The sequence below is a fragment of the Rummeliibacillus suwonensis genome, from assembly GCF_007896435.1.
GTDB lineage: Bacteria > Bacillota > Bacilli > Bacillales_A > Planococcaceae > Rummeliibacillus > Rummeliibacillus suwonensis.
The window spans coordinates 2815269-2838108 of sequence record NZ_VCBL01000001.1; the positions used below are offsets into that span (position 1 = coordinate 2815269).

The window sequence follows — 22840 nt, forward strand, 5'->3', positions numbered from 1 at the left end:
TCTATTGATTTTCCAGGATCGTCTATAAAATCATCAATTCCTTTTAAAAAGTCTTTTCCCACTTGGAGGAGGCCCTTTTGGATGCCCTCCGCGGTTTCCAGCATAGTGACGATTTGTTTTTGGTCATCATCGAGATTTTCGATGCCTATTTCTTTCGCGATTTTTAAATACTCACTTGGCGTGGAAGCTTTTGCGAGTTTCTTTTGCAGTTCTTCAATTCGATCCACTTTTTCTGTCTCTACTCTTGAACAGGTACTTCCTACCTCATCCTTCAGCCAGCCATCTGATACTGACTTAATGTGCCGCTTGTATAGATTGGATAATTCTTCTAAGGCTTGACTTTGATTGTAATCAAATCAATCGACTTTTTCTATCCGATCTGTTTCAATGACCTTCCAGCCATGTTAAAAATTAAAAAGTCTCCCAATCTACATACTTGAGAAAGGGGAATTCTATAGCTTGTATTCTTTTGTTTAAATAGTTTTGGGGACAGACACCTAAACCTAAAAGTCAATTGACCAACCTACTGTTGTTTACACTAAGTATTCAGCTTCCCACTTATCCTGTTTTTCTTCAGAACTAATTTCTGATATGTCCTCATACCCATAGTTAAGTTTCATTCGCCCCATGTTATCTAAGATATATGTTAAATTTGTCCACTGTTCTTGACCTTGAACTTTAAATTCATTCCAAAGTTTTTCAAAACATTCGTACAGTTCTTGTTTTAATTTTCTATGCAAAGTTTTATCGATATTAAAAACATCTACAATATCCAAGCTATATACTGGTTGTTTTTGATTTATTGGATAGTAATAGAAATAGATTTGAGAAAATCCCTCTCTAACCTCAGCATATAGTAAAATCTTTTCCCATTCTTCTGGTATCATTTCAACTAAAATATTCGCTACTTTTTGGTAGGTGACTTCCATGTTTTTTGTCTCCAATTTTAGCTACCTCCCATTATAATTATTTAAATTAACTTCATACTTCTTTTCGTTAATTTTATACTCTACTTCAAACTTTGAAGGACGAGAAGAATTATCTTTATAAACGCGAAATTTTTTCTGTGAAGGGGGTACCCCCTTCACAGAAAAAAATAAAACAAGCCTTAAAAATACAAATCTTGGATACAAATGAAACTGTAACCTTGTGTTTTAATTTACACAATTCTTTGGACTTGACTTGGCTTCTTTTACTGTGGTCATTCCTATCTTCGTTACAGTGCCTAATCCTTTGGTGCCCACTACGGATAATACGACGTTTCCTAATGCATAGGAGATCATCTCGCTCGTGACTTGGCATCTCCATTGACCACATCCCGTTCAAATGCTAATGAATCCAATTAAAATAATTCGGATTTAAAAAGCCTTCAATTTTTGTAGAGATTAAAGACTTTATTTGTATCTTATTTTCAGAATTGTTTGAGTGCCTGACACCAAAACTTCACACCGAACTTTTAATGTTTTATAATACACTCTTCAATGCTTCATTAATCATTTCTTCAAAGCCGTTATATTTCTGAACAATATCCCCACTTGGCTTATCTAGTTCAAGAAACACATCCTTATCTATATCCATACAGTACCAAGAAATACTTGAATCTCCAAAAAACAAATAATTGTTATCCCATTCCCTATCTCTCCAAATTTCATTTGCTCCGATAAAACCATTATTTTTATCATTAGGTTGAGCATTGTAGATAACTAATCCATTAAATTCTAAACCATCTACTTTTTTTAATAAATTTTCGTATTCTTTTATCCATAGATTTTCACGTACATTCTTTGAAGTCCACTTTTTTATGGATTGAATATTTTTATCACTTGCAGGTAACATAATGGACTTTCCATCTTGATTTTTAATTTTCTCAATATCTTCTAATAATTCTAAAACCATATTTTCACCTCTATTTTTTAGTTGTTGGGTATATAAATCCTTCTGGGATTGGCCACTTAATATTTATTGAGTCTTCAACATTCAAGCCTTTAGTCAAATCTTTTTGTGAATTAGTAAGAACTTTATGGTATGGATCATTTTTAATTAGTATTAAATTTTTAAAATCATTTGTTCCTCCATCATCTAAAGGAAGTTTATGATGAATCTGATATCCATCTGGAACCAATCCTTTTTTTAGATTTTTAATATCTGTTTCTGTAATACCTGCCTTTATGAGCTGTTTAATTTTTTTCTCATTGCTGACTAGATCTTGTAGAAAGTTTTTTCTAACAGAACTATTAAATTTATTTCTCAATTGTTTAAATTCTTCTCGATCACGCTTAGTATAGATTATTTCTTTTTCAAAGATGTCCTTTAGCAATACTTCTTTACCTTTTAATTTACCCACATGTTCAGCATTCTTAGTGATACTTACCTTATCGCTACCCATCGTCTCCATTTTCGCCATAGAAATCAACTGATCTCTCAACCCAACACTATTCACCGTATTATAAGGCACAACCCCTGCGTTCACACCAACTAATTGATGTTGGGGCGCATACGGATACAGGTCGAGCGTCGGGATTTTTTGGGCTGCGCCTTTTACCTTGCGGACTCCTACTTTAGCGGTGGCTTTGACTGTGGTCATTCCTGTCTTCGTTACAGCGCCTAATCCTTTGGTACCCACTACGGATAATCCGAGGGTTCCTAATGCGTAGGAGATCCATTGTGCGCGTGACTTGGCATCCCCATTGATGACATCCCGCTGAAAGGAATCAGTAATGGATTTCGAAAGATAATCGTACGTTTCGATGGGATGAGCAATGGCATCCATTGTACTTTCTATTGTTTTTGCGGGATGAGTGACGAAGTCAAATATGCCTTTTACAAAGTCTTTTCCCGCTTTAAGGAGACCCTTTGAGATGCCCTCCGCGGTTTCCAGCATAGTGACGATTTGTTTTTGGTCATCATTGAGATTTTCGATGCCTATTTCTTTCGCGATTTTTAAATACTCACTTGGTGTAGAAGCTTTTGCGAGTTTCTTTTGCAGTTCTTCGATGCGATCCACTTCTTCTGTCTCTACTCTTGAACAGGTACTTCCCACCTCATCCTTCAGCCAGCTATCTAGCTGATACTTGCTTAATGTGCCAATGGTATAGTTGGCTAGTTGTAGCTTTCCACTCTTCATCTGCGCTTGGATGCCATCTATGTAATTTTGCATGTTCGACACATCATTGGATAATTCTTCTAAGGCTTTACTTTGATTGTAATCAAATCGATGGACTTTTTCTACTGTCGTCTGAATTTGTTTTTGCGCGTCCGTCACTTCCTCCAGAAAAGAGACATCATTCAATGATGGTGTAGCCACAATATCTTGGATGGAAAGAATGGTTTGGTTAGCTTCATCTGTGAGGGTGATGGTACGATTGGCTGTGTTTTGGAGGCTATTTTTTAAGTCCTCTGTTAAAAAAGCTTCGTCAATCCGGCCATTTTCGGCGGATTCTAGCTTTTGTAATTCATGGTCCATAGCTTTTAGTTGACGCTCGTAATCGGCTATAAAAGCTTGATAATAGGAGATAAATGGCAGGTGCACTTCTTGATAATAGGCTCGAATTGCATCCCCACTTTGTCCTTTAAAGGCATCTTCCAGCGCCAGTATCCCTTGTACCGCTTTTTGAATCTCCGCCATCTCAGTTTGTTTATTCTTTAAGGACTTGAGCGTTTTCTCGATGCCATTCTGTAAACCTGCAACATCTAGTACCTTTGTGATAACGATCCACCTGCCTTTACGTTTCGTTCAACTTGATCCGTTTTGTGTTTCACTGTGTGCTAGCTAAACCAGTCGGGGGTATCCACCACTTTTTACTACTTCGTAATGAAATGGATTTTCCTACCTCTTCTACCCCTTCATAAACGGCTCATTTCAGCATTTGATGGTGATCTCCCAGCTTTTCATCCAATTCGACCATGCTTTGAACAGCTTGTCGGCTGGTTTCCTCGTTTTGTATTAATAGAACTTTGTAGGATTCTAACACTTGTCCGAGTGCTTGATGGACGTCTTTCCATTTCTGGATGACCGTTAGAACATTATCCTCACCGATTGCAGAAGGGAGCGAAGTATGAAGCGTATTTGTGGAGGATTTCATCTTAGAAAGGGCTTGGTCAATGTCCGTTTGTTTGATTTTAATTTCCGTACTCATCCCATCGCGTCTCCTTTGATTTCAGCTATTTTGCTTTTGCCTTCTCTTTCTCCTTTTCAGCGGCAAGAGCTTCTTCCAGACTTTGAATCGTCTGCTTGATCGTACTGATTTCACTTTGTAAGCTGCTCGTTTTGTCGCTTATGGCCTTATAAACGGCATCAAATTGTTGCGTGTCTAGCTCAAGATATTTTGTCTTCATTTGTTCATGGCGAGTTTGATCAAACTTATTACCTAATACCCCTTGCCAGGTATGACTGGAGAGGTCAGGTTGTGTCAGCTTTTTTTCATACCCAATCAATTCTTGTTGATATATGTGTAGCTGATTGCTACAGTTCTGAAGCCTTTGAAGTTGATATTGCTTTTCACTTAAAAGTGCATAGTAATACGTTAAAGACACAGGTTCCTCCCCCTTTTATAAAGTGAAGCTTCCATCAGTGGATGGTTAGCTAAACCAATCGGGCTTTTTGGGCAGTTAATCCCCCACCTATCTTTTTTGGTTCTCTCTAAACCTTGTGATGGGGATCTTTACTGCCCATTAAAGCGGGATAAAAAACAAAAATTTTCTAAAATCTTTCAGGATCATTCAATAATTATTATCATCCATTAAAAATGGAATTCTATTATGTTAATATTTATCAATTATACCATGTAAAAAACATACTATTGAGATTATTTTTGCCTATTTGTTCTAATGCAAAATAGGAAATATAAACTAATTTACTGGTACCCAAATCTAAGACTATCTAAAGAAAAAGTCCTTAACCCCTAAAGAGATGAAGGACATCATTTGCACACTATTGTCTGAATTGTTTCAGCGCCTATCACCTGCAGATTTTAGAAGAAAACAAGAATAATCCATACACTGTACGCCGATGTTATGACAAAAAAAGAAGCGTTTCCCCTTCTAATCTTTTTAATCTAGCTTGACAGATATTCCTTTTAGAAGCGCTTTGATTTCCTTATGAACTTTAAGGACTTTCACCCTAAAATAAAAGTAAACACAATTGTGGATAAATATATTAAGATCACTAAAATCGTTCGGATAAAAGCCAATACAGAAACAAACCGTCCAATTATTAAAACTCCTTTATATTTGGACAATTATGCCATCAAATATAGAAGGAATGAGCAGTTGAAGAAAAAGTATACAACATACATTTTTCACTCTCAAAAGAACGTCAACCTGTATTTTAATCATGAGTAGAATGAAATCCTCAGCAAAGGAGATGAATGGTTCAGATATGCTGCCTGACACCTGATTTTTTTGTAATCTTTTGTGATTTTTTAGGACCTTTTGTTAACTTTTATTGACTTTTTAAAGTGTCATATTTCCACAGGGTACCCCCCATCCCTTTATTTAAATGGAAATCTTTGATACACTTTATATGAGAATGCTTCTTCCAGTGAGTTAGAACGCCTTCTCCTTTTCTATATTTCATGCATGGATTGAAAACCCAAAGCTCATGAATGTTTAAATTAAACATCCCCTGATTTGTAAATAATTATTTATAAAGTGAAACTCCATCCGTGGGGGTTCTCTTCATCCCCCACGGATGGTTAGCTGAACCTATCGGACTTTTACGGGCAGTGGATAATCCCCATCTATCTTTCTTATTTCTCTCTATATCTTGAGATGGGAGTCTTACTGCCCGTTAAAGCGGGATAAAAGCGCTTACTTTTCTTACCTTTCCATATTTTATTTGTAATATTTTTGAAAATCAGGGTAATTTGATGTGAAAAACAATAAGGAGTGAGTTTCATGCTAAAAATGGAACATGTATCTAAAATCTATAAGGGAGGAAAAAAAGCGGTTGATGATATGAATATCGAAATTGAGCGTGGCGAGTTTGTCGCTTTTATCGGTACAAGTGGCAGTGGAAAAACGACTGCGCTTCGTATGATCAACCGAATGATCGAACCAACCAAAGGAACCATCACCGTAGATGGTCAAGACCTCTCTAAAAAAAACCCAGTTTCTTTAAGACGTAGCATTGGCTATGTAATCCAACAAATTGGATTGATGCCACATATGACGATCCGCGAAAACATTACACTAGTACCTCGACTTCTTAAATGGTCAAAAGAAAAGAAAGATCAAACAGCGGAAAAATTGATAGAATTGGTCAATCTACCACAAAATTATCTTGACCTATATCCAGTACAATTATCAGGTGGACAGCAACAACGGATCGGCGTACTTCGTGCACTTGCTGCAAACCAGGACCTTATACTAATGGACGAGCCATTTGGCGCATTAGACCCCATTACGCGAGACACCTTACAAGACCTTATCAAGGATTTACAGCAACGTCTTGGGAAGACGGTCATATTCGTTACCCATGATATGGATGAAGCCATCAAATTAGCAGACCGAATCTGTATTATGCATAATGGTAAAGTTATACAGTTTGATACCCCCGATAATATCTTGTCACACCCTGCAAATGACTTTGTTCGCGAGTTTATTGGTTCTCACCGTTTAATCCAAGAAAAACCGAGCGCCAAAATAGTGGACGATGTTATGATCACCCCCGTTACAATCTCTCTTGAAAAAAGTATTGATGATGCCATCCGTACAATGGTGAAGAAACGTGTAGATACATTATTTGTAGTAGATGGGCAGAATCATTTAAAAGGATTGATCGACGTAGAAGGATTGACAGCAGCGCGTCATAAAACGAACTCTGTTTCGGACGCAATGGAAAAAGAGATTTTCTATGTCAAAAATGGCACTAAACTTCAAGATTCTGTTCGTCGTATTTTAAAACGTAATTTAAAAAACATCCCCGTTGTCGATGATGAACATCGACTATTAGGTCTTGTCACTCGTGCCAATATTGTAGATATTGTTTATGACACCATTTGGGGAGATGAGGATGAGAGTCAATCAAACCAACAACAAGAACAATAAGAAACAAAATAGAAGGGATATGAGAAGATGATCGATTTTATCACCAACAATAGTGATGCCATCATCCAGAAAACTTGGGAGCACTTCTATATATCTGCAATCTCTCTACTTCTTGGTATTATTGTTGCCGTTCCGTTGGGTGTGATCTTAACCAAAACACCAAGAATAGCGAAGATTGTTTTAAGTATTACAAGTATCCTTCAAACGCTGCCTTCCCTTGCGATCCTTGCTATGATGATTCCATTTGTAGGGATCGGGAAAGTACCTGCCATTATCGCATTATTTATCTATACACTTTTGCCTATTCTAAATAATACTTATATTGGTTTAAATAATGTCAATCGAGATCTTAAAGCGGCAGGCATCAGTATGGGAATGACTCGTGTACAATCGATCTTCATGGTCGAACTCCCATTAGCCATTCCTGTTATTATGTCAGGTATTCGACTATCCGCTGTATATGTCATTTCATGGGCAACTTTAGCCTCCTATATTGGTGCTGGCGGACTTGGTGATTTTATCTTTAATGGATTAAATCTATATCAACCTGATTTCATCATTGGTGGTGCAATTCTTGTCACTTTACTAGCATTATTAGCTGAATTTATATTAGCTAAAATCGAACGCTTAGCAACACCAAAAGGACTAAAAATTGAACGGTAGAAGGGAGCAAACAAGATGAAAAAGATGAAAATGCTTGTCATTGTCCTTGCTAGTTTGCTGCTAGTTTTATCTGCTTGTTCATGGAATAGTTCAGATGACGAAGAAACAGTCAAAATAGCTACAATGACAACAACCGAAAGTAACATTATGGGAAATATGATCAAACTAATGATTGAACATTATACGGATGAAAATGTCGAAATGATTAATAATCTTGGTTCCAGTGTTGTATTACATCAAGCCATGGTAAATGGCGATGCGAATATTTCAGCCGTACGTTACACTGGTACGGATTTAACTGGCGCTTTAAAAGAAAAACCCCTCAAAGATCCTGAACAAGCCATGGCATTAGTACAAAAATTATTCCAAGAACGTTTTGATCAAACATTCTTTGATTCGTATGGTTTTGCCAATACGTATGCTTTTATGGTGACCAAAGAGACAGCTAAAAAGTACAATCTTAAAAAAGTAAGTGATTTAAAAAATATCGCCAAAAACTTACAAGCTGGTGTCGATTCCTCATGGGTCAATCGTGCTGGCGATGGTTATAAGGATTTTGTGAAAGCCTATGGATTTGATTTTAAGGATGTTTACCCCATGCAAATCGGTCTGGTATATGATGCTTTAGCGGCCAATAAGATGGATATCGTCCTAGGTTATACAACAGATGGTCGTATTGCCAGCTACGATCTTGTCGTCTTGGAGGATGATCTGCACTTCTTCCCTCCTTATGATGCTAGCCCATTAGCAGTCAATCAATTACTAGAGGAAAAACCACAAGTTAAAAAAGCCATTGAAAAACTCATCGGCAAGATTTCAACGGAACAAATGCAAAAACTGAACTATGAAGCAGACAATGATTTAATCGAACCCGCAATTGTTGCTAAACGTTTTTTGGAGAAAAACAACTATTTTGAAGATCAAAAGGAGGAATAACTTATGAGTGATATGAATACGTTTCAGCAATTCCTCTACTACTTTTCTGAGAATGGGACCTATGTATTTCAACAATTTTTAGCACATTTTCTGATCTCTGTTTACGGCGTACTTTTAGCAGCCATTGTCGGCATTCCACTTGGTATTTTAATCGCCAAATATAGTAAATTGGCTGGTTTTATCATTACGATCGCCAATATTATCCAAACCATACCCGCTTTAGCGTTACTGGCTATTTTAATGCTAAGCATGGGGCTTGGCAAACAAACTGTAATAGTAGCCGTATTCCTTTATTCGTTGTTGCCCATTATTAAAAATACTTATACGGGGATCAAGAATATCAACAAAAACTTGATCGACTCTGGTAAAGGAATGGGCATGACCCGTACTCAGGTGCTCTATATGATTGAGCTCCCACTGTCACTATCCGTTATAACTGCCGGCATCCGCATAGCATTAGTAGTAGCCATTGGCGTAACCGCTATTGGCGCATTTATCGGTGCTGGTGGACTCGGTGATATTATCATTCGAGGGACCAACGCAACAAATGGCACAGCGATTATACTTGCTGGTGCAATACCCACTGCATTAATGGCTGTATTTACTGATGTGATCCTCGGTATCATTGAACGAAGACTAGACCCAGTCAAACGGCACAAAAAAATAACAACACCTACTATTCAGTCTTTAAAGGACTGATTGTTTAACAAGAGGCTAAGAGGAACGGAACTAAATGAGCCTCTTCCAAAGCTGAATAATTGAACTTATAGAATTATGGTCAAAAGAAAATCCGAACTATGTGAAATCCTAATTAGGATTTTGATTCATAGTTTGGATTTTTTATTATATTTCTATTCATTTGAATCAATTTCATAATGCAAGATTCAGATAAAAAACACGAACATTTTAAATCAGCATGAACATTAATATTCAGAAATTTTTGTTCCTCTCCAGACGGCGCTTTCCACGGGCTTGGCTTCAATCTCCTCGTCACTACGTTCCTGCGGGGCTTTCAGCTCAAGCTTTTCCCGTAGGAGTCGCCGTCTTCCGTTCCACAACTATCAAAATTAGTTATTATTAAACGTTCGTATTTTTTTAGAAGAAAATGATTTATGAAATTGATTCATTTACTTTTTAATTTAATTAATACATAATCTTTTTTGACTTTATAATTGGTAGACTTATCAGCACGAGATGATAATATAGTACCTACATTCGGAGCATAATAATTCACACGGTAATCTTTTCCTATACTATCACTTATTTTAACAACAACTACATTTTTAAAAATACCAGCTTTTGTTTTAATCGTTTTTTTAGAATCTATTATTTTAAATTTATAGTTATCGTTATACCACACCTTTCCTTTTTTAACTGGGTAAGAAATGATTTTTGTTCTAAATGAATCATAAAGGCCTTTTTTTGTTTCTTTATATGCAAAGCAAGGTACATTATCTTTATTTACCCACTCGTCATAGCCATAACTAGTTTTTTGCTTAAATTTGACAGTGATAGTATCGGAGGAATAACGATAATAAGTATATAGTTTTTTCTTATTCATTAAGTAGCTCGTTTTCTTAGAAGCCTCAGCTGATAAATTTATAAACGATAAAGCAACAAAATTTAAAAGTGAAAGTGATAATATGATTTTTAATAAATTTTTCAACGATATCTCTCCTCGAATACTATTTGATATATCAATGTGTAAATTTTAATTACTTTTAACTACCTACATTTCTTGGACTATATATACTTTTCGTTTTAATTCTATAAACTTTTATCTTCAATCATTTCTTCAAATACTTTCCTGGTACAGGTACATATTTTATGCCACCTGCAAATGAAGCGACCTCATATGGATCGAATACGACTTGAAGACCTTTTTTCGTCCAGATGAATGAGTGACCGGCAATGGTTGTTTGTTGATCAGCGAATGGGTAATTGTTCGGATGATTCAACATATAGTTCTTCGCATATTTCTTACCAGCTGTATAGTTACTTTCGGATTTGAATGCAGATTTAAGTCTGATTACTTTGCCTTTGTAAAGATTAAAAGATTTCACATATGGCATACCGTGCGCACCACCATCGTATGTATCATTTATACATAAAATACTGGTTTTGTTGGTTGTGTTGTATCTTTTCCTGCAGCTGACAGTTGACCAATACTTCATGCCTTTCATAGCTCTTCCTGCTTTCAAATCTTTTTTCAATCTTGTTTGAAGCTTTGCATTTGCTTGATAGACGGTTTTCGTGTATTTCAACATCTTCGCGTTCGCATTCTTATATTTTGTACCGCTTATGACTGCATATTGGAAGTTCTTGTTGTTTTTATAGTGCTTAATTTTAACGGTCGGTCCTGTTGCGGATACATTATTAGAAAATGTCGTAATTACTAAAAGACATATCATTAACATGCCCATCATAGAAATGAATCTTTTCTCCATGTAAATCCCTCCTAATTTTATATTTCTATTTTACTATAAAATCAGGATTTGAAAACCTATTTATTTTCATGATTTTTCCATTATAACATCCTCTAAGTTCAGGTGCCAGTCACCGAAACAATTCTGAAAATGAATTATAATTTAAGTCCTATACTCCTTTTGGGACTTTTTATATGGGTATGAAAAAATGAATTGGCGAGAAATTAATCTTTTATAGTAGCAATTAAGAAAGGACAGATTGGTGAGTGATCCTTTCATTTCAAATGGAAGTTTCTATTTGTTCATTAGCTTTGATAAAAAGTAGTTTCTAAAAATATTGACATTACATAATAAGTAAATCAGTACTTTTTATAAATAGTTTTATGAGTCTATCATATTTTTACTAATATTCAATAAATTTTAAAAGTATAAAATAATATTATTAGATATATTTAAAAGGAGGCTTAGTAGGGGGCTTATGAGATTGAAGTTTGAATCAAAGCCCTTATTACTAATATACGAGGAGAGGAAATAATGATTGAGAAGATAAAAATTGAAAACTTCAAATGTATTAATGGAAGCTTCATATTGGATCTCAAGAGTGGGATTAATATTTTAGTAGGAAATAATGAAGCAGGAAAATCAACTATACTGGAAGCAATTCATTTAGCTTTGAGTGGGATTTTTAGAGGGAAATCTATAAGAGGAAACCTAACTCAATATTTGTTTAATTACAATGTCGTTAATCAATATATAGAGGATGTAAACAATGGTATTCCAACAGAACCACCGTATATTCTTATTGAATTGTATATGAATGGAAGCTTTCCAATACTTGAGGGAGATAAATTCTCTGAAAAGAATACAGCTGGCAAGACAAGTGGAATTGCACTAAAAATAGCTTTAGATGAAAAATACAGAGAAGACTACGAAGCATTAATTACTGCTGGTGATATAGCAAGTTTACCAATAGAATACTATGATGTGGAATGGTATTCATTTGCCCGAAAAGCATTAACATCTAGAAGTATTCCAATTAAATCTTCGTTTATTGATGTAGGTTTTAGCAAATTTCAAAATGGTTCAGATATTTATATATCAAGAATTGTTCAAAATATACTTGATCCAGATGAAAAGACAAAAGTTGCTCAAGCTTATCGGAAAATAAAAGAAACATTTTCAAAAGACCCATCAATTACTAATATTAACTCTAAGATAACAAACATTTCAAAGTTAAGTAATAAAGAAATAGAATTAACAGTAGACTTAGGCTCACGCTCAACTTGGGATGGTAGCCTTATCACACAACTTGATAAAATTCCTTTTGATTTTATTGGAAAGGGAGAACAGGCTATAGTAAAAACTGATTTAGCATTATCCAATAAAAAAGCTGAATCTTCTTCAGTTATACTTATAGAAGAACCAGAATGTCATATCAGCCATACTCGACTTAACCAATTATTAAAAAATATAAAGGATAATTATGATGATAAACAAATTATCATATCTACTCATAGTAGTTTGGTTTCTAATAAATTAGGTTTAGATAATTTGATATTATTAAATCAGCAAAAAACAATCCGTTTTGATGCTTTAGAATCTAAAGATTTTTTTGAGAAAGTGTCTGGCTATGACACTTTAAGATTAATACTTTGCAAAAAAGCTATTTTAGTTGAGGGAGATTCAGATGAATTAGTACTTCAAAGAGCTTATATGGATAATCATAACGGAAAACTTCCTATTGAAGATGGAGTAGAAATTATCTCTGTTGGAACCTCATTCCTTAGATTTTTAGAGATTGCTAAACATTTAGATTTGCCTGTGAAAGTTGTTACAGATAATGATGGAAGTATACAAGCATTAGAAAAAAAATATAGTGACTATATTGGAAAAAATAAAAAAAATAACATTGAAATTTGTTATGACAAAAACGAATACACTGGAGCATTAACTTTAGGAAAAGATAAAAAACCGTTTAATTACAATACTTTGGAACCACTTCTTTTAAAAGCAAATAGTTTAGAAACACTTAATTCTATATTTGGCACTGATTATTCTAAAGATGACGAATTACATAAGTTTATGAAATCCCATAAAACAGATTGTGCTTTAAAAATATTTTCATCTAATAACAAGATTGACTACCCTAAGTATATTATGGAGGCAATATTATGAAAAATAAACTTCTTATTGCCTCTGCTGGTGCTGGAAAGACAACTCTTTTAGTCAAAGAAGCTATTAAATGTACTGATACCGTTTTAATCACAACCTTTACTGAAGAAAATGAAAGAGAAATAAAAAGAAAATTTATTGAATTAAATAATGGAATCATTCCATCACACGTTACAATTAGGACTTGGTTTTCTTTTCTGATAGAACATGGTGCAAAACCATACCAAGGAAAATTAACAAATAAAACAATAAACGGTTTATTTCTTGTAAACCAAAAATCTGGAATTAAATATAGAAATGGAAAATTCCCAGTATATTTTAAAGAAGATGAAATCGAGAAACATTATTTCACAAACGATTTTCAAATATATTCTGATAAGCTTTCAAAATTTGTAGTTCGTTGCAATGAAAAAAATAATGGATATGTAATTGAACGAATCTCCGCTCTTTTTAAATACATATTTATAGATGAAGTACAAGATATGGCAGGTTATGATTTAGAGATTATAAAACTTCTGTTCAAAACCGACTCTATAATTAAAATCGCTGGTGACCCCAGACAAGTAACCTACCATACACACTTTGCAGATAAATATAGAAAGTATTCAGACGGGAAAATACAAGATTTCATAGTCAACGAGTGTAAATCTATATGTGATGTTGATACGGATACTCTTAAAGGAAGTTGGCGTAATAATCAAATCATATGTGATTTTGCAAATAGTCTATTTCCAGAATATCCGCAATGTGAATCATTGCAAGATAAAAAAACAGGACATGATGGTGTGTTACTGGTAAAAGAAAAAGACATTAAACGATATTTAAAAGAATATTCTCCGACACAATTAAGATATTCCAGAGCAAAAAAAGTGAACAGCAATTACGAAATTAAAAATTTTGGTGAATCTAAAGGAGCAACTCGCGATAGAGTTCTGATTTATCCAACACAAAAAATTTCAGATTGGCTGTTTAATAACATGGATTTCAATAGCTTTGAAATAAAATGTAAATTCTATGTAGCTGTGACAAGAGCAAAATATAGTGTTGCTATTGTATGTGAAAATAATACTGAAACAAATATACTGCCAATATATTAAGTTCAGATACCAGTCACCGAAACAATTATTCGATCCATACGGAGTCGCTTCCTATACTGGTGGGATAAAACATGTCTTTGTGCCAGAAAAGTATTTAAAATAGTGGGCTGGCACCTGTGTTTAAAAAAGGGATACTAGTTGATAAAAAGTAGAGTCTATTCTATTTCACATAAACTCTACTCTTAAGAGAAGGATAATTAAACTACCATTTAAGATAACCGCCTTCTCTAAAAATACTTTTATATTTTTTAAAAGTCCCTTTTTTTACATTAAGTTGATAATAATTAATTATATATCCCGGTGGATTATATGCATTGTTGTATATAGCAACTTTAAATTTATATTTGCCAATATTTTTGGGCCTTAGGGTATTGCCTAAACCGTTCTTAGCCTTTTTTAGTTTGCCATTATACATATAGTAGACTGATGTCGAACGATAACTACTAGTTTCTGCTGATGAGATAAGTAGTAAATCTGGTTGTCCCTTATATTTTGAAGAAATTTTGTAAACCATCTGTTGTGTCTTATTATAGGTGTAGTTTCTTAATTTTTGTGAGCTTTTTATGTTATTTACATAAAATTGAAAGTTTCCATGATAAATTCGATCTCCCTCATTTGCTCCTGCCCAAACCATCTCATATGGTTTGTCCGAATTCCATGATGCAATACCTGATTTATCATTTATCCCTGCCAGTTTGATCTTGTATTGTTTTCCAGATGAAGATTTTAAAGTTGTAGAATATCGAGTCTTATTCCCTTTTGCCAGAACATCTCCTATATTGGGTGTTATTAGGCAAATAAGAATCATAAAAACGAAAATTCTTTTCCAAAATTTGAGCATTTATATTCTCCTTTTTTAGTTATTGTTAGGCTATATATCTATTCTGCAATTAAAGTCTCACAATTTTCTATCGTAAATTTTTGATATTTTTGGTATCTATAGGTGACCATCGTTTGTCTTACACTACTTATACTAAGTTCAAGTGCCAGGCACCGAAACAATTAAAAAGTTGATTTTTATCATATTTTATAAAAAACGAACTTTTTCAGTGGTCTGCACATGCACATCAAGAAAGTGAAAACTCAAATACCATTTGACAACGAGTCAAGTTCAGGTGCCAGTCACCGAAACAATTCTGACAATGAACTACAAATTAAGTCCTTAACTCTTCCAACGAGTTAAGGACTTTTTGTATGGTTAGGATGGATTTGGCTGTTGTGCTTGAGATGTTTTTTCCATGAAATGGCTTCGTCTATGGCTGTATCTGTGATGTCTTTTGTTCCTGCAAGGTCTGTAATGGTTCTTGCGATTCGGATGATTTTAAGTTGTGTGCGGTTGTTGCTCCATTTTTCGTGGAAACAGGTAACGGCTAATTGATCGAGTTGTTGTTTGGTGATGCCACAGAGCTGTATAAGTTGATCAGATGGTACTGTGCTATTTAAAAATGATGGATGATGATAACGCTTTTTTTGTTGATTTCTTGCATTTGTTACTCGTTGGCGGATGGTATTTGAGTCTTCATTTGTTTCTTGATGTGAGAGGTGAACACTTTGTAAAAATAATTGAAAATCGAAACGATCAAGCAATGGACCAGATGCTTTTAGCTGGTATTTTCGAATTTCGTTCGGTGAGCAAGTACAATAATGATCGTTTGAACCATAATAGCCGCACATGGACAAGGATTGGTTGCTGCAATAAGTGTAAAATCGGCAGGGTAAGTGACTGTTTGTCGCACACGACTGATGCTGACCACACCTGTTTCCATTGGCTGACGCAACATATCAAGTGTTTTTCGTGAAAATTCGCCTAATTCGTCTAAAAACAGTATGCCTCGATGTGCTAATGAGATTTCCCCAGGCTTTGGATATGTTCCTCCTCCGATTAAAGATGTAGAGGAGGAGGAATGATGTGGCGCTCTATAGGATGGACGCATCGAAAAGGTAAATGGTTCTTTGGCTAAATGATAAATGCTGTATACTTCTAACATCTCTTCCTGTGTTAACTCAGGAAAAATGGTTTGAAAGGCATCTGCCAACATACTTTTCCCACACCCAGGAGGACCATTGAGCAGAATATGATGTCCACCTCCTGCTGCAATTTCCAATGCCTGTTTGGCTTTTGCATGACCAAAAATCGCAGCAAAATCCGTTTCTTTATTCGTTTTTTCCCTTTCTCGTATAAAAGGTTGAATCTTAGTATCTGGTAAATGTAAAAGGGTTTGTCCCTTTGCGTATTGTACAAGCTGATGCAAATCATCTATCGTGATGAATTCCACATGTGGTACTTTTCCAAGGAAATATAAATCAACTGCTGGTAAAATGATCCGTTTAAATCCTAATTCAATCGCCTGTTGAATGGATGGAATCATGCCATGAAAAGAAACGAGCTTACCATTTAATGTTAATGCGGCCAATACACATGTGTCTGCATCTATTTGAAGAGGCATATCGACTAATTGCTCGATCACTGCTAAGACCATTGCTGCATCATAGCCGGTTCCTGTTTTTCTTTTATCAGATGGAGACAGCTACAAGGTGATTTTTTTCATGGATAGATCGTAGTCAAGTGCATGTAAATTACTCAAAATCCGTTCTTTCAATTCTTTAATCGAAATATCAGGTAGTCCAATAATCGTACATATTTCCTTTTCTGTTCGAATATTCGCCTCAATCAGGACACGATAACCTCGCATCCCTTCAAGACCAACACTCCATATAGTCATAAATAGCTCCTTTCTTTATCCTGCCATAATGGGCAGTAGACATATTTAGTCATTCATTTCCTTCTCATCTTGCTCACAAAAAAGACAGTAATCTTCAATCGTTTGTTTGGAGTATACAGGCATACAAGACGGCAAAAATGTAGTTATCATATAGGGGATATTGTGGGGTTGGTTGGTTTTGTAAAGATAATAGCTACTATAAGAATAATGCTCCATTCGCTCAACCATTGGTTTTTTCGTCGCAATGGGGTTGCGATGAATATAGCGACTAGCTGCAAGAATTCCCTTTGCATCCATCGTAGCTTCAGCAAAATATCTACTCTCATATAAATGACCACAATAGTGATATTTTCGCTTGAAATAGTCACTGTATCGCTTATTCAGCGTACCCATGACCTTACTCAAAGACTCGTTTGGGGAACGAATCAAAAGGTGATAATGGTTATTCATAATACAATACGCCACAATCTCAAAAGGATACCGATTATACGTATAATAGAGCGAGCGAAAAAATTCCGCATAATCCTCCGCATGTTGGAAAATCACCTGTCGATTATTGCCACGCATCACCACATGATAAAACAAATCAGGACTCCAGGCCCTTCTTTTTCTAGGCATATATAACCTCCTTTCTTCTGATTATATAAGATAGAAAAGGAATATACTAGAATAATATATTGAATATTGGAATAAATTTTTGCTGGATATTCATAAGCAGAATAAGCAAAAAAACCTTCACCCTAGGAATGAGTTAAGGACTTAAATTGTTTCGGTGACTGGCACTTGAACTTATGAACTCGTTGGAAGAGTTAAGGACTTAATTTGTAGTTCATTGTCAGAATTGTTTCAGTGCCTGGCACCTGAACTTGGCTAACAGTTCCTACTGCCAAGTCTGTAGCGGACTTTCACCACCAAGTAATCACTTATGCCGGGCGCACCTAAAAAACTCCTATCTTCCGAAGAAGATAGGAGTCTCTTTGAATCCGTTCGCCCAATAAGGTAAGGGAGTGGATAAATAATCGGTTAGATTATTTTAAACCTGATAGAAATTTTTAATTAGTTTAAAGTAACTTTAATACCAGTTGAAGCGATATCTGCTGTGTTGGTTGCAGTATCTACTAATTTGTAATCATCAGATACTAGTGTTACACCATTAGCAATATCGGTAGAAGTTAATTCTTTATTAACTGATACAGTTACAGTTTTAGAAGCTGTAGGATTTGCAGTTACTGAAGCCACTGTTCCTGAAACTTCTTTACCAGCGATGTAAACTTTGTAATCTTGGTTAGCAGAAACTTTAACTTCTTCGCTTAATGTTAAAGTAATAGTTGTTGTACCAGCTGTAGCACTTGCACCAGCAACACCACCAGTAGTTGTTACTGTAACTTGTTCACCACCAGCTAGAGTTGCACCAACTGCTGACGCTACATTTAATCCACTAATTACATCACCAGAAGTATATTCCCATGCAGATGTAGTATTGTTATAAGTATATACTGCTGAACCATTTTGAGTACCATCATAAGTAGCAGTAGCTAAAGTTTCATCACTAGAAACAGCAGTTGCTTTTACTTCTGTTACTGCGTCAGTTGCTTTAACAACATTAGTAACTTTTGCAGATTGAACAGTTGGTTTTACGTTTTCATTAAATGATTTAGTTGTAGTAAAGTCATCCATAACATTACCGTTTGTAGCTTTAACACCAGTTACTTTAACAGTACGGTTACCAGTGTAATTGTTTGAACCAGATACAAGTTTAACTGTAGCTTTACCTGAGCCATCTAAAGTAACAGAATCAATTGTCGCACCTGCAACATAGTAATTTGCTTTGTTTACAACAGTTGAATTATCTAATTCAACAGATGTACCAAAGTCTACTGTAAATGTGTCGTTGTCAACAACAGTAATATTCCCAGCTGTTAATACAGGTTTAGAAGCATCCTTATCAGCACCACGAGTAAATGAGAATGCTGCAGTTTTAGCTTCGTTTTTGTTACCAGTTACATCAGCAAATACATCTGCAACTAAGTCTACTGTATAAGTAGTATCTTTAACTAAATCTGCAGCTGAACCACTAGCAGGAGTGAATTTAACATCAGCTAATGCAACTGTATATTGAGTTGAAGAGCCTGTTACTGGTACTAATTTAGAAGCATCAAATGTAAGTGTACCAGTAGTAGTTACAAAGTTTTTAACAGCTTTAGCTGGAAGTGTAACTGTACCTGATACAGCTTTAGTAGTATCTTCACTTGTAGTAAATGTTAATACTTGGTTACCATCTTTGTTTACAGAAATAGCAGCTGTTGCAGTTGGTTTTACTGTATCAGCAGTGAAGTCTACTAATTGTGTAAATGCTTTACCTGGTTCTCCTGTTAAATCTGCATAATCAGTAGATACGTCTACTTTTGTTAAACCAGATACAGCAGTATCTAATTCAACAACATATTTAGTTTTGTCAGTTTTATCTTGAGTAACAGATTTTACTGATGAATTAGCAACTGTTAAATCTGCTACATCAAATCCTTGAACTTCTTCAGAGAATTTGATTGTGAATTTTTTAGCATTAACTGGAGTTAAGCTAGATACTTCTGGAGCCACACCATCTTTAGCACCTTTTTGAATAGTTACTGAGAAAGGTGTTTCTAGAATGTTAGTAGCGAAGTCAGTTAGTCCAGCAAATGATACTGTAATATCTTTACCAGCTTCTACTGATGCAGGTAGAACAACTTTAATTGAAGAACCATCTACTGTAATGTCAGAAGAAGGAACTGTAAGAATAGAGCCATCTGCATTTTTAAATACGATTGAACCTTTGTCATTGATTGGTTCAGAGAAGTTAAATACAAATGTTGAAGCATTTTCTTTAGTGAAGCCTACATATGTAGGAGCTACTTTATCTTCAACTTTCACAAGTTTAGTAGAAGCTTCTACTTTATCTCCAGCTGTTGTTTTTACTGAATCAGTAACTGCCACATTGTATTCACCATTAAATGTTGTACCTGAAATAATAGTTAATGATTTTTTATCGTCAGATAATTTAGCTGTTAAGCCAGCTTCAGCTGTTGCACCAACTTTAGCTACTGTGATGTTAGTAAGAGCATCAGAAGTGCCAATTACAGAAGCTTCATCGATTGATTTATTGAATGTAACTTTAATTTCTTTAGCGTTAATCGCTTTTTACTAACCATAAATTGGAAACTTATAAACACCTTCACTAGACCATGTGCCGCAAGAGATTCTTAAAAAGTGGCATCATTTCCAACAGTTCATCAAAAGCAAAAATAAAGAAACTTCTTGCATAAAAAGCTGTTAAAAAAAAAGAATCTAAAAAGTCCATCAATAGTTTTCTTCCACATAAAATTCTTTCATTGTACTACTCTTCCCTAGTTACCCCTCACATCATTTCTTTCATCCCTACTAGTAATTCATGGTACATAACACTTTCCAAACAAACCCCAATTTCCCCACTTTAAATCAACCATAATAAAAAGTTCAATCTAATCATTTTAGAGAGATAGGGTGTTGCCGAACTTTGCCCTGCTCCGCATTCTTTGGATAAAGCAGAATGTACTTAGTTCCTCTTGTTCCATTTACCAAAAACCATTCAAGCTTTGCAATCTGTTAGACCTAAAAACTGGTATAATTTATTCAATTACATAATTATAAAAACATACATTGGTAATTACTTACATAAGAAAAGAGGTTGAATAATGGTTTTTGGTTTTCTCTTCAAGAAAAAGAAGCAAGCTGAAAAGGAAATTACCAATAGTTTTGGTAATAAATAATGACAATAACTAGCTCTATTATAATAGTAGAAACTATTATTTTTCGGATAACTTTAATACTAATTGAAGCCTTGTTTTGAGAACAAGGCTTCAATCATACATCAATCTTTAATGAACAAAAATCCCAAAACGACTAATAGCAAAACTACCCATAAGCAAAATACTGCTCCAAAACAGTTGTCACCATAACTCACTCTTCCAAACCCATAACGTTAAAAAAAATAATCCTCACAGATAATGTTCTGTGCTGTTACCAGCATCATGTGTTTTAGGTATAAACAAGCTAATCATTAATAAAATAATTCCTAGAATTCCTCCAATAAACTCTGCAATGTAGAAATCTCCATCTCTTACAAATCGAATTAAAAAACCTCCACCAAAAATGATATATAATGATATACCTAGAGACATCAATGTTCTTTTCATTTGACTTCAACTCCCATCTCTTGATGAAATCGCAAACCTTTCGTAACTATACAATTCCTAAAAAGGTTGTATCCATTCGAAGAAATTCAAATACAAAGTAATTGAAAATGAAAATAATACAATAGTTAACGCAAATCTATTTTGGATGATTTCTTTATAAATAACAGGCTTTAACTTATCTTTTAATACAAATAATAAACCAATTATTAAAGCTGGTATAAAGCTTTCAGGAAAAGCCATAAATATAGTGACATCACCAATTGCTAAAAATGCTTCTATTAAAACACCAAAACCAACTAACATTAATTTAGTCCAATGTAATTGAATGAAAAAAATTGACTGATTAAAAAATACTTTCAATCTATTGAATAACTCCATATGATTCCTCCATTATCAAGGCAGATATTATTTCCATTATTATATAATTTTATCAAAAAATATTAACGAAGAACAATATTGAATAAAAAGTATTGAAGCCTTGTTTTGAAAACAAGGCTTCAATCATACATCAATCTTTAATGAACAATAACCCAAAAACAACTAATAGCAAAACTACCCATAAGCAAAATACTGCTCCAAAGCAGTTGTAACCATAACTCACTATATAGACAAAAATATTATTTACACTTATTTATGTACTTTGTTTTCAAAGGTGGGGAAATTGGGGTTTTAGTGGTCAGCCCTTGTTACAACTGGTTTTGTGAGTGGGAATGTCTTTGTGTCATGGAGGGGAATGGGGCACAAAAGAAACCGTTGTGCCCTTTGGTTTAGGTATTTTTCAACAGGTTTTGTACTTCAAAATGATAGCCGTACTTTATCAAACATTCAATGATTGCTACTTCGTAGAATTCTTTTTGTACAATGTTAAACTCTTGGCAAAATTGATTCGCTACTGCTTGTAATCCCAAAGCCATTTGAATGGATTTAACCTTTGCATCCCCACGAATTTTGTACCGAGGAAATTGTGAAGAGTCTTTAGTTTCTTCATCTGAAATCAATTTTTGTAATTGTGGAAGATGTTCATGTAACCATTCAATGCTTGATTGGTATTGAGTCAATTCATTTGTACCTGTCTCTTGTTTCTTTGGCTCTTGATGAATGACTGTGGTGTTCTTTGGTTGACCTTCCATTTTGTTTGGAATGGATTGAACTACACCATCGGAATCTACTATGCCTGCTAACTCAATGTAGGTACGTTTATCTGCATCCCATTTGTAGCCTTTTTCCGTCATGTATTCCCCTAAGGTTTCAATATCATCTAACCCTACACGCTGAGCTATTTCATCTAATTCAATCCCTTCTGAAAGGTATTCAATGATTCGTTGTGTTTTTCTTTGTACTACCTGTTTCGTTTTCTTTTGTTGTTCGTAAAATTTAGGGACATAGGTTTTCTCAACCTTGTCCCATGTAAAATTTCTTCTACGCATGTACATATCAATGGAATGATAATCTGTATGACCAAAATCCTCTGCCAATGTATCTCTATCTTTTCCATTCTGTAACCCTTCTAGTATTTCGTAAACTCTTGTATTGTAGATTGGTTTAGCACTTGTCATTCTAATTAT

21 protein-coding genes and 2 pseudogenes are annotated in these 22840 nt (G+C 34.6%); 7 read left to right on the top strand and 16 right to left on the bottom strand.

The window, feature by feature from the left end; genetic code table 11:
* From FEU33_RS18855 to FEU33_RS12725, 6 genes and pseudogenes are all read right to left on the bottom strand, one after another.
* Positions 1-227 (bottom strand): annotated as a pseudogene (locus FEU33_RS18855) (hypothetical protein); the annotation flags it as partial.
* A 306-nt stretch (positions 228-533) separates the two neighbouring features.
* Positions 534-944 carry an immunity protein YezG family protein gene (locus FEU33_RS12705; RefSeq protein ID WP_146549726.1) on the bottom strand — a complete coding sequence of 137 codons (411 nt, stop codon included), beginning with the start codon at positions 942-944 and terminating at the stop codon, positions 534-536.
* A gap of 520 nt (positions 945-1464) precedes the next feature.
* Positions 1465-1896 carry a YrhA family protein gene (locus FEU33_RS12710; protein ID WP_146549727.1) on the bottom strand — a complete coding sequence of 144 codons (432 nt, stop codon included), beginning with the start codon at positions 1894-1896 and terminating at the stop codon, positions 1465-1467.
* Positions 1897-1906: 10 nt separating this feature from the next.
* Positions 1907-3712, bottom strand: coding sequence for a T7SS effector LXG polymorphic toxin (locus tag FEU33_RS12715; protein WP_222433432.1), 1806 nt, complete (start codon positions 3710-3712; stop codon positions 1907-1909).
* Between the two features lie 142 nt (positions 3713-3854).
* Entirely contained in the window at positions 3855-4136 is a 282-nt protein-coding gene (locus FEU33_RS12720; protein WP_146549729.1) for a YwqI/YxiC family protein, read from the bottom strand.
* Positions 4137-4161: 25 nt separating this feature from the next.
* Entirely contained in the window at positions 4162-4533 is a 372-nt protein-coding gene (locus tag FEU33_RS12725; protein ID WP_146549730.1) for a YwqH-like family protein, read from the bottom strand.
* Positions 4534-5895: 1362 nt separating this feature from the next.
* Between FEU33_RS12725 and FEU33_RS12730 the strand changes: the two genes are divergently transcribed.
* The 4 genes from FEU33_RS12730 to FEU33_RS12745 are packed head-to-tail and all read left to right on the top strand — an operon-like array spanning position 5896 to position 9345.
* Entirely contained in the window at positions 5896-7047 is a 1152-nt protein-coding gene (locus FEU33_RS12730) for a betaine/proline/choline family ABC transporter ATP-binding protein (RefSeq protein ID WP_146549731.1), read from the top strand.
* 27 nt (positions 7048-7074) lie between these two features.
* Complete coding sequence (locus FEU33_RS12735) at positions 7075-7710, top strand: ABC transporter permease (RefSeq protein ID WP_146549732.1); 636 nt, start codon at positions 7075-7077, stop codon at positions 7708-7710.
* Positions 7711-7725: 15 nt separating this feature from the next.
* Entirely contained in the window at positions 7726-8646 is a 921-nt protein-coding gene (locus FEU33_RS12740) for an osmoprotectant ABC transporter substrate-binding protein (RefSeq protein ID WP_222433421.1), read from the top strand.
* 3 nt (positions 8647-8649) lie between these two features.
* Positions 8650-9345, top strand: coding sequence for an ABC transporter permease (locus FEU33_RS12745; RefSeq protein WP_146549733.1), 696 nt, complete (start codon positions 8650-8652; stop codon positions 9343-9345).
* Between the two features lie 424 nt (positions 9346-9769).
* Here FEU33_RS12745 and FEU33_RS12750 read toward each other — a convergent pair whose 3' ends face one another.
* Both FEU33_RS12750 and FEU33_RS12755 read right to left on the bottom strand, forming a co-directional pair.
* On the bottom strand, positions 9770-10312 hold the full coding sequence (locus FEU33_RS12750) for a hypothetical protein (protein WP_146549734.1): 543 nt from the start codon (positions 10310-10312) through the stop codon (positions 9770-9772).
* Between the two features lie 121 nt (positions 10313-10433).
* Positions 10434-11093: an RsiV family protein gene (locus tag FEU33_RS12755; RefSeq protein ID WP_146549735.1), complete on the bottom strand. Its 660-nt coding sequence runs from the start codon at positions 11091-11093 to the stop codon at positions 10434-10436.
* A gap of 513 nt (positions 11094-11606) precedes the next feature.
* On the opposite strand from FEU33_RS12755, the gene FEU33_RS12760 reads away from it, so the two are divergent.
* Together FEU33_RS12760 and FEU33_RS12765 are read left to right on the top strand one after the other, a co-directional pair.
* Positions 11607-13247: an ATP-dependent nuclease gene (locus FEU33_RS12760; RefSeq protein ID WP_146549736.1), complete on the top strand. Its 1641-nt coding sequence runs from the start codon at positions 11607-11609 to the stop codon at positions 13245-13247.
* Positions 13244-14341, top strand: coding sequence for a UvrD-helicase domain-containing protein (locus FEU33_RS12765; protein ID WP_146549737.1), 1098 nt, complete (start codon positions 13244-13246; stop codon positions 14339-14341). Before FEU33_RS12760 ends, FEU33_RS12765 begins: the two co-directional genes overlap by 4 nt.
* Positions 14342-14543: 202 nt before the next feature.
* Here FEU33_RS12765 and FEU33_RS12770 read toward each other — a convergent pair whose 3' ends face one another.
* From FEU33_RS12770 to FEU33_RS12795, 5 genes and pseudogenes are all read right to left on the bottom strand, one after another.
* On the bottom strand, positions 14544-15182 hold the full coding sequence (locus tag FEU33_RS12770) for a hypothetical protein (protein WP_146549738.1): 639 nt from the start codon (positions 15180-15182) through the stop codon (positions 14544-14546).
* Between the two features lie 338 nt (positions 15183-15520).
* A complete protein-coding gene (locus FEU33_RS19145) occupies positions 15521-15928 on the bottom strand; it encodes a magnesium chelatase subunit ChlI family protein (protein ID WP_244951021.1) in 408 nt (135 codons plus the stop codon).
* 15 nt (positions 15929-15943) lie between these two features.
* A pseudogene (locus FEU33_RS19150) lies at positions 15944-17064 on the bottom strand (YifB family Mg chelatase-like AAA ATPase); the annotation flags it as partial.
* Between the two features lie 45 nt (positions 17065-17109).
* The gene (locus tag FEU33_RS12790; RefSeq protein WP_146549740.1) at positions 17110-17682 is read right to left on the bottom strand and encodes a transposase; all 573 of its coding nucleotides are present in this window, start codon (positions 17680-17682) and stop codon (positions 17110-17112) included.
* Positions 17683-18120: 438 nt separating this feature from the next.
* Positions 18121-19662: an Ig-like domain-containing protein gene (locus FEU33_RS12795; RefSeq protein WP_146549741.1), complete on the bottom strand. Its 1542-nt coding sequence runs from the start codon at positions 19660-19662 to the stop codon at positions 18121-18123.
* A gap of 49 nt (positions 19663-19711) precedes the next feature.
* Here FEU33_RS12795 and FEU33_RS12800 point away from each other — a divergent pair, with 49 nt between their 5' ends.
* The gene (locus FEU33_RS12800) at positions 19712-20248 is read left to right on the top strand and encodes a hypothetical protein (protein WP_146549742.1); all 537 of its coding nucleotides are present in this window, start codon (positions 19712-19714) and stop codon (positions 20246-20248) included.
* Between the two features lie 829 nt (positions 20249-21077).
* On the opposite strand, the gene FEU33_RS12805 is transcribed toward FEU33_RS12800, so the two are convergent.
* The 3 genes from FEU33_RS12805 to FEU33_RS12815 form a co-directional block, all read right to left on the bottom strand.
* Positions 21078-21275: a hypothetical protein gene (locus FEU33_RS12805; RefSeq protein ID WP_146549743.1), complete on the bottom strand. Its 198-nt coding sequence runs from the start codon at positions 21273-21275 to the stop codon at positions 21078-21080.
* Between the two features lie 57 nt (positions 21276-21332).
* Positions 21333-21653, bottom strand: coding sequence for a hypothetical protein (locus tag FEU33_RS12810; RefSeq protein ID WP_146549744.1), 321 nt, complete (start codon positions 21651-21653; stop codon positions 21333-21335).
* A 389-nt stretch (positions 21654-22042) separates the two neighbouring features.
* Positions 22043-22831, bottom strand: coding sequence for a CSN8/SAC3 domain-containing protein (locus FEU33_RS12815; RefSeq protein WP_146549745.1), 789 nt, complete (start codon positions 22829-22831; stop codon positions 22043-22045).
* Positions 22832-22840 lie beyond the last annotated feature (9 nt).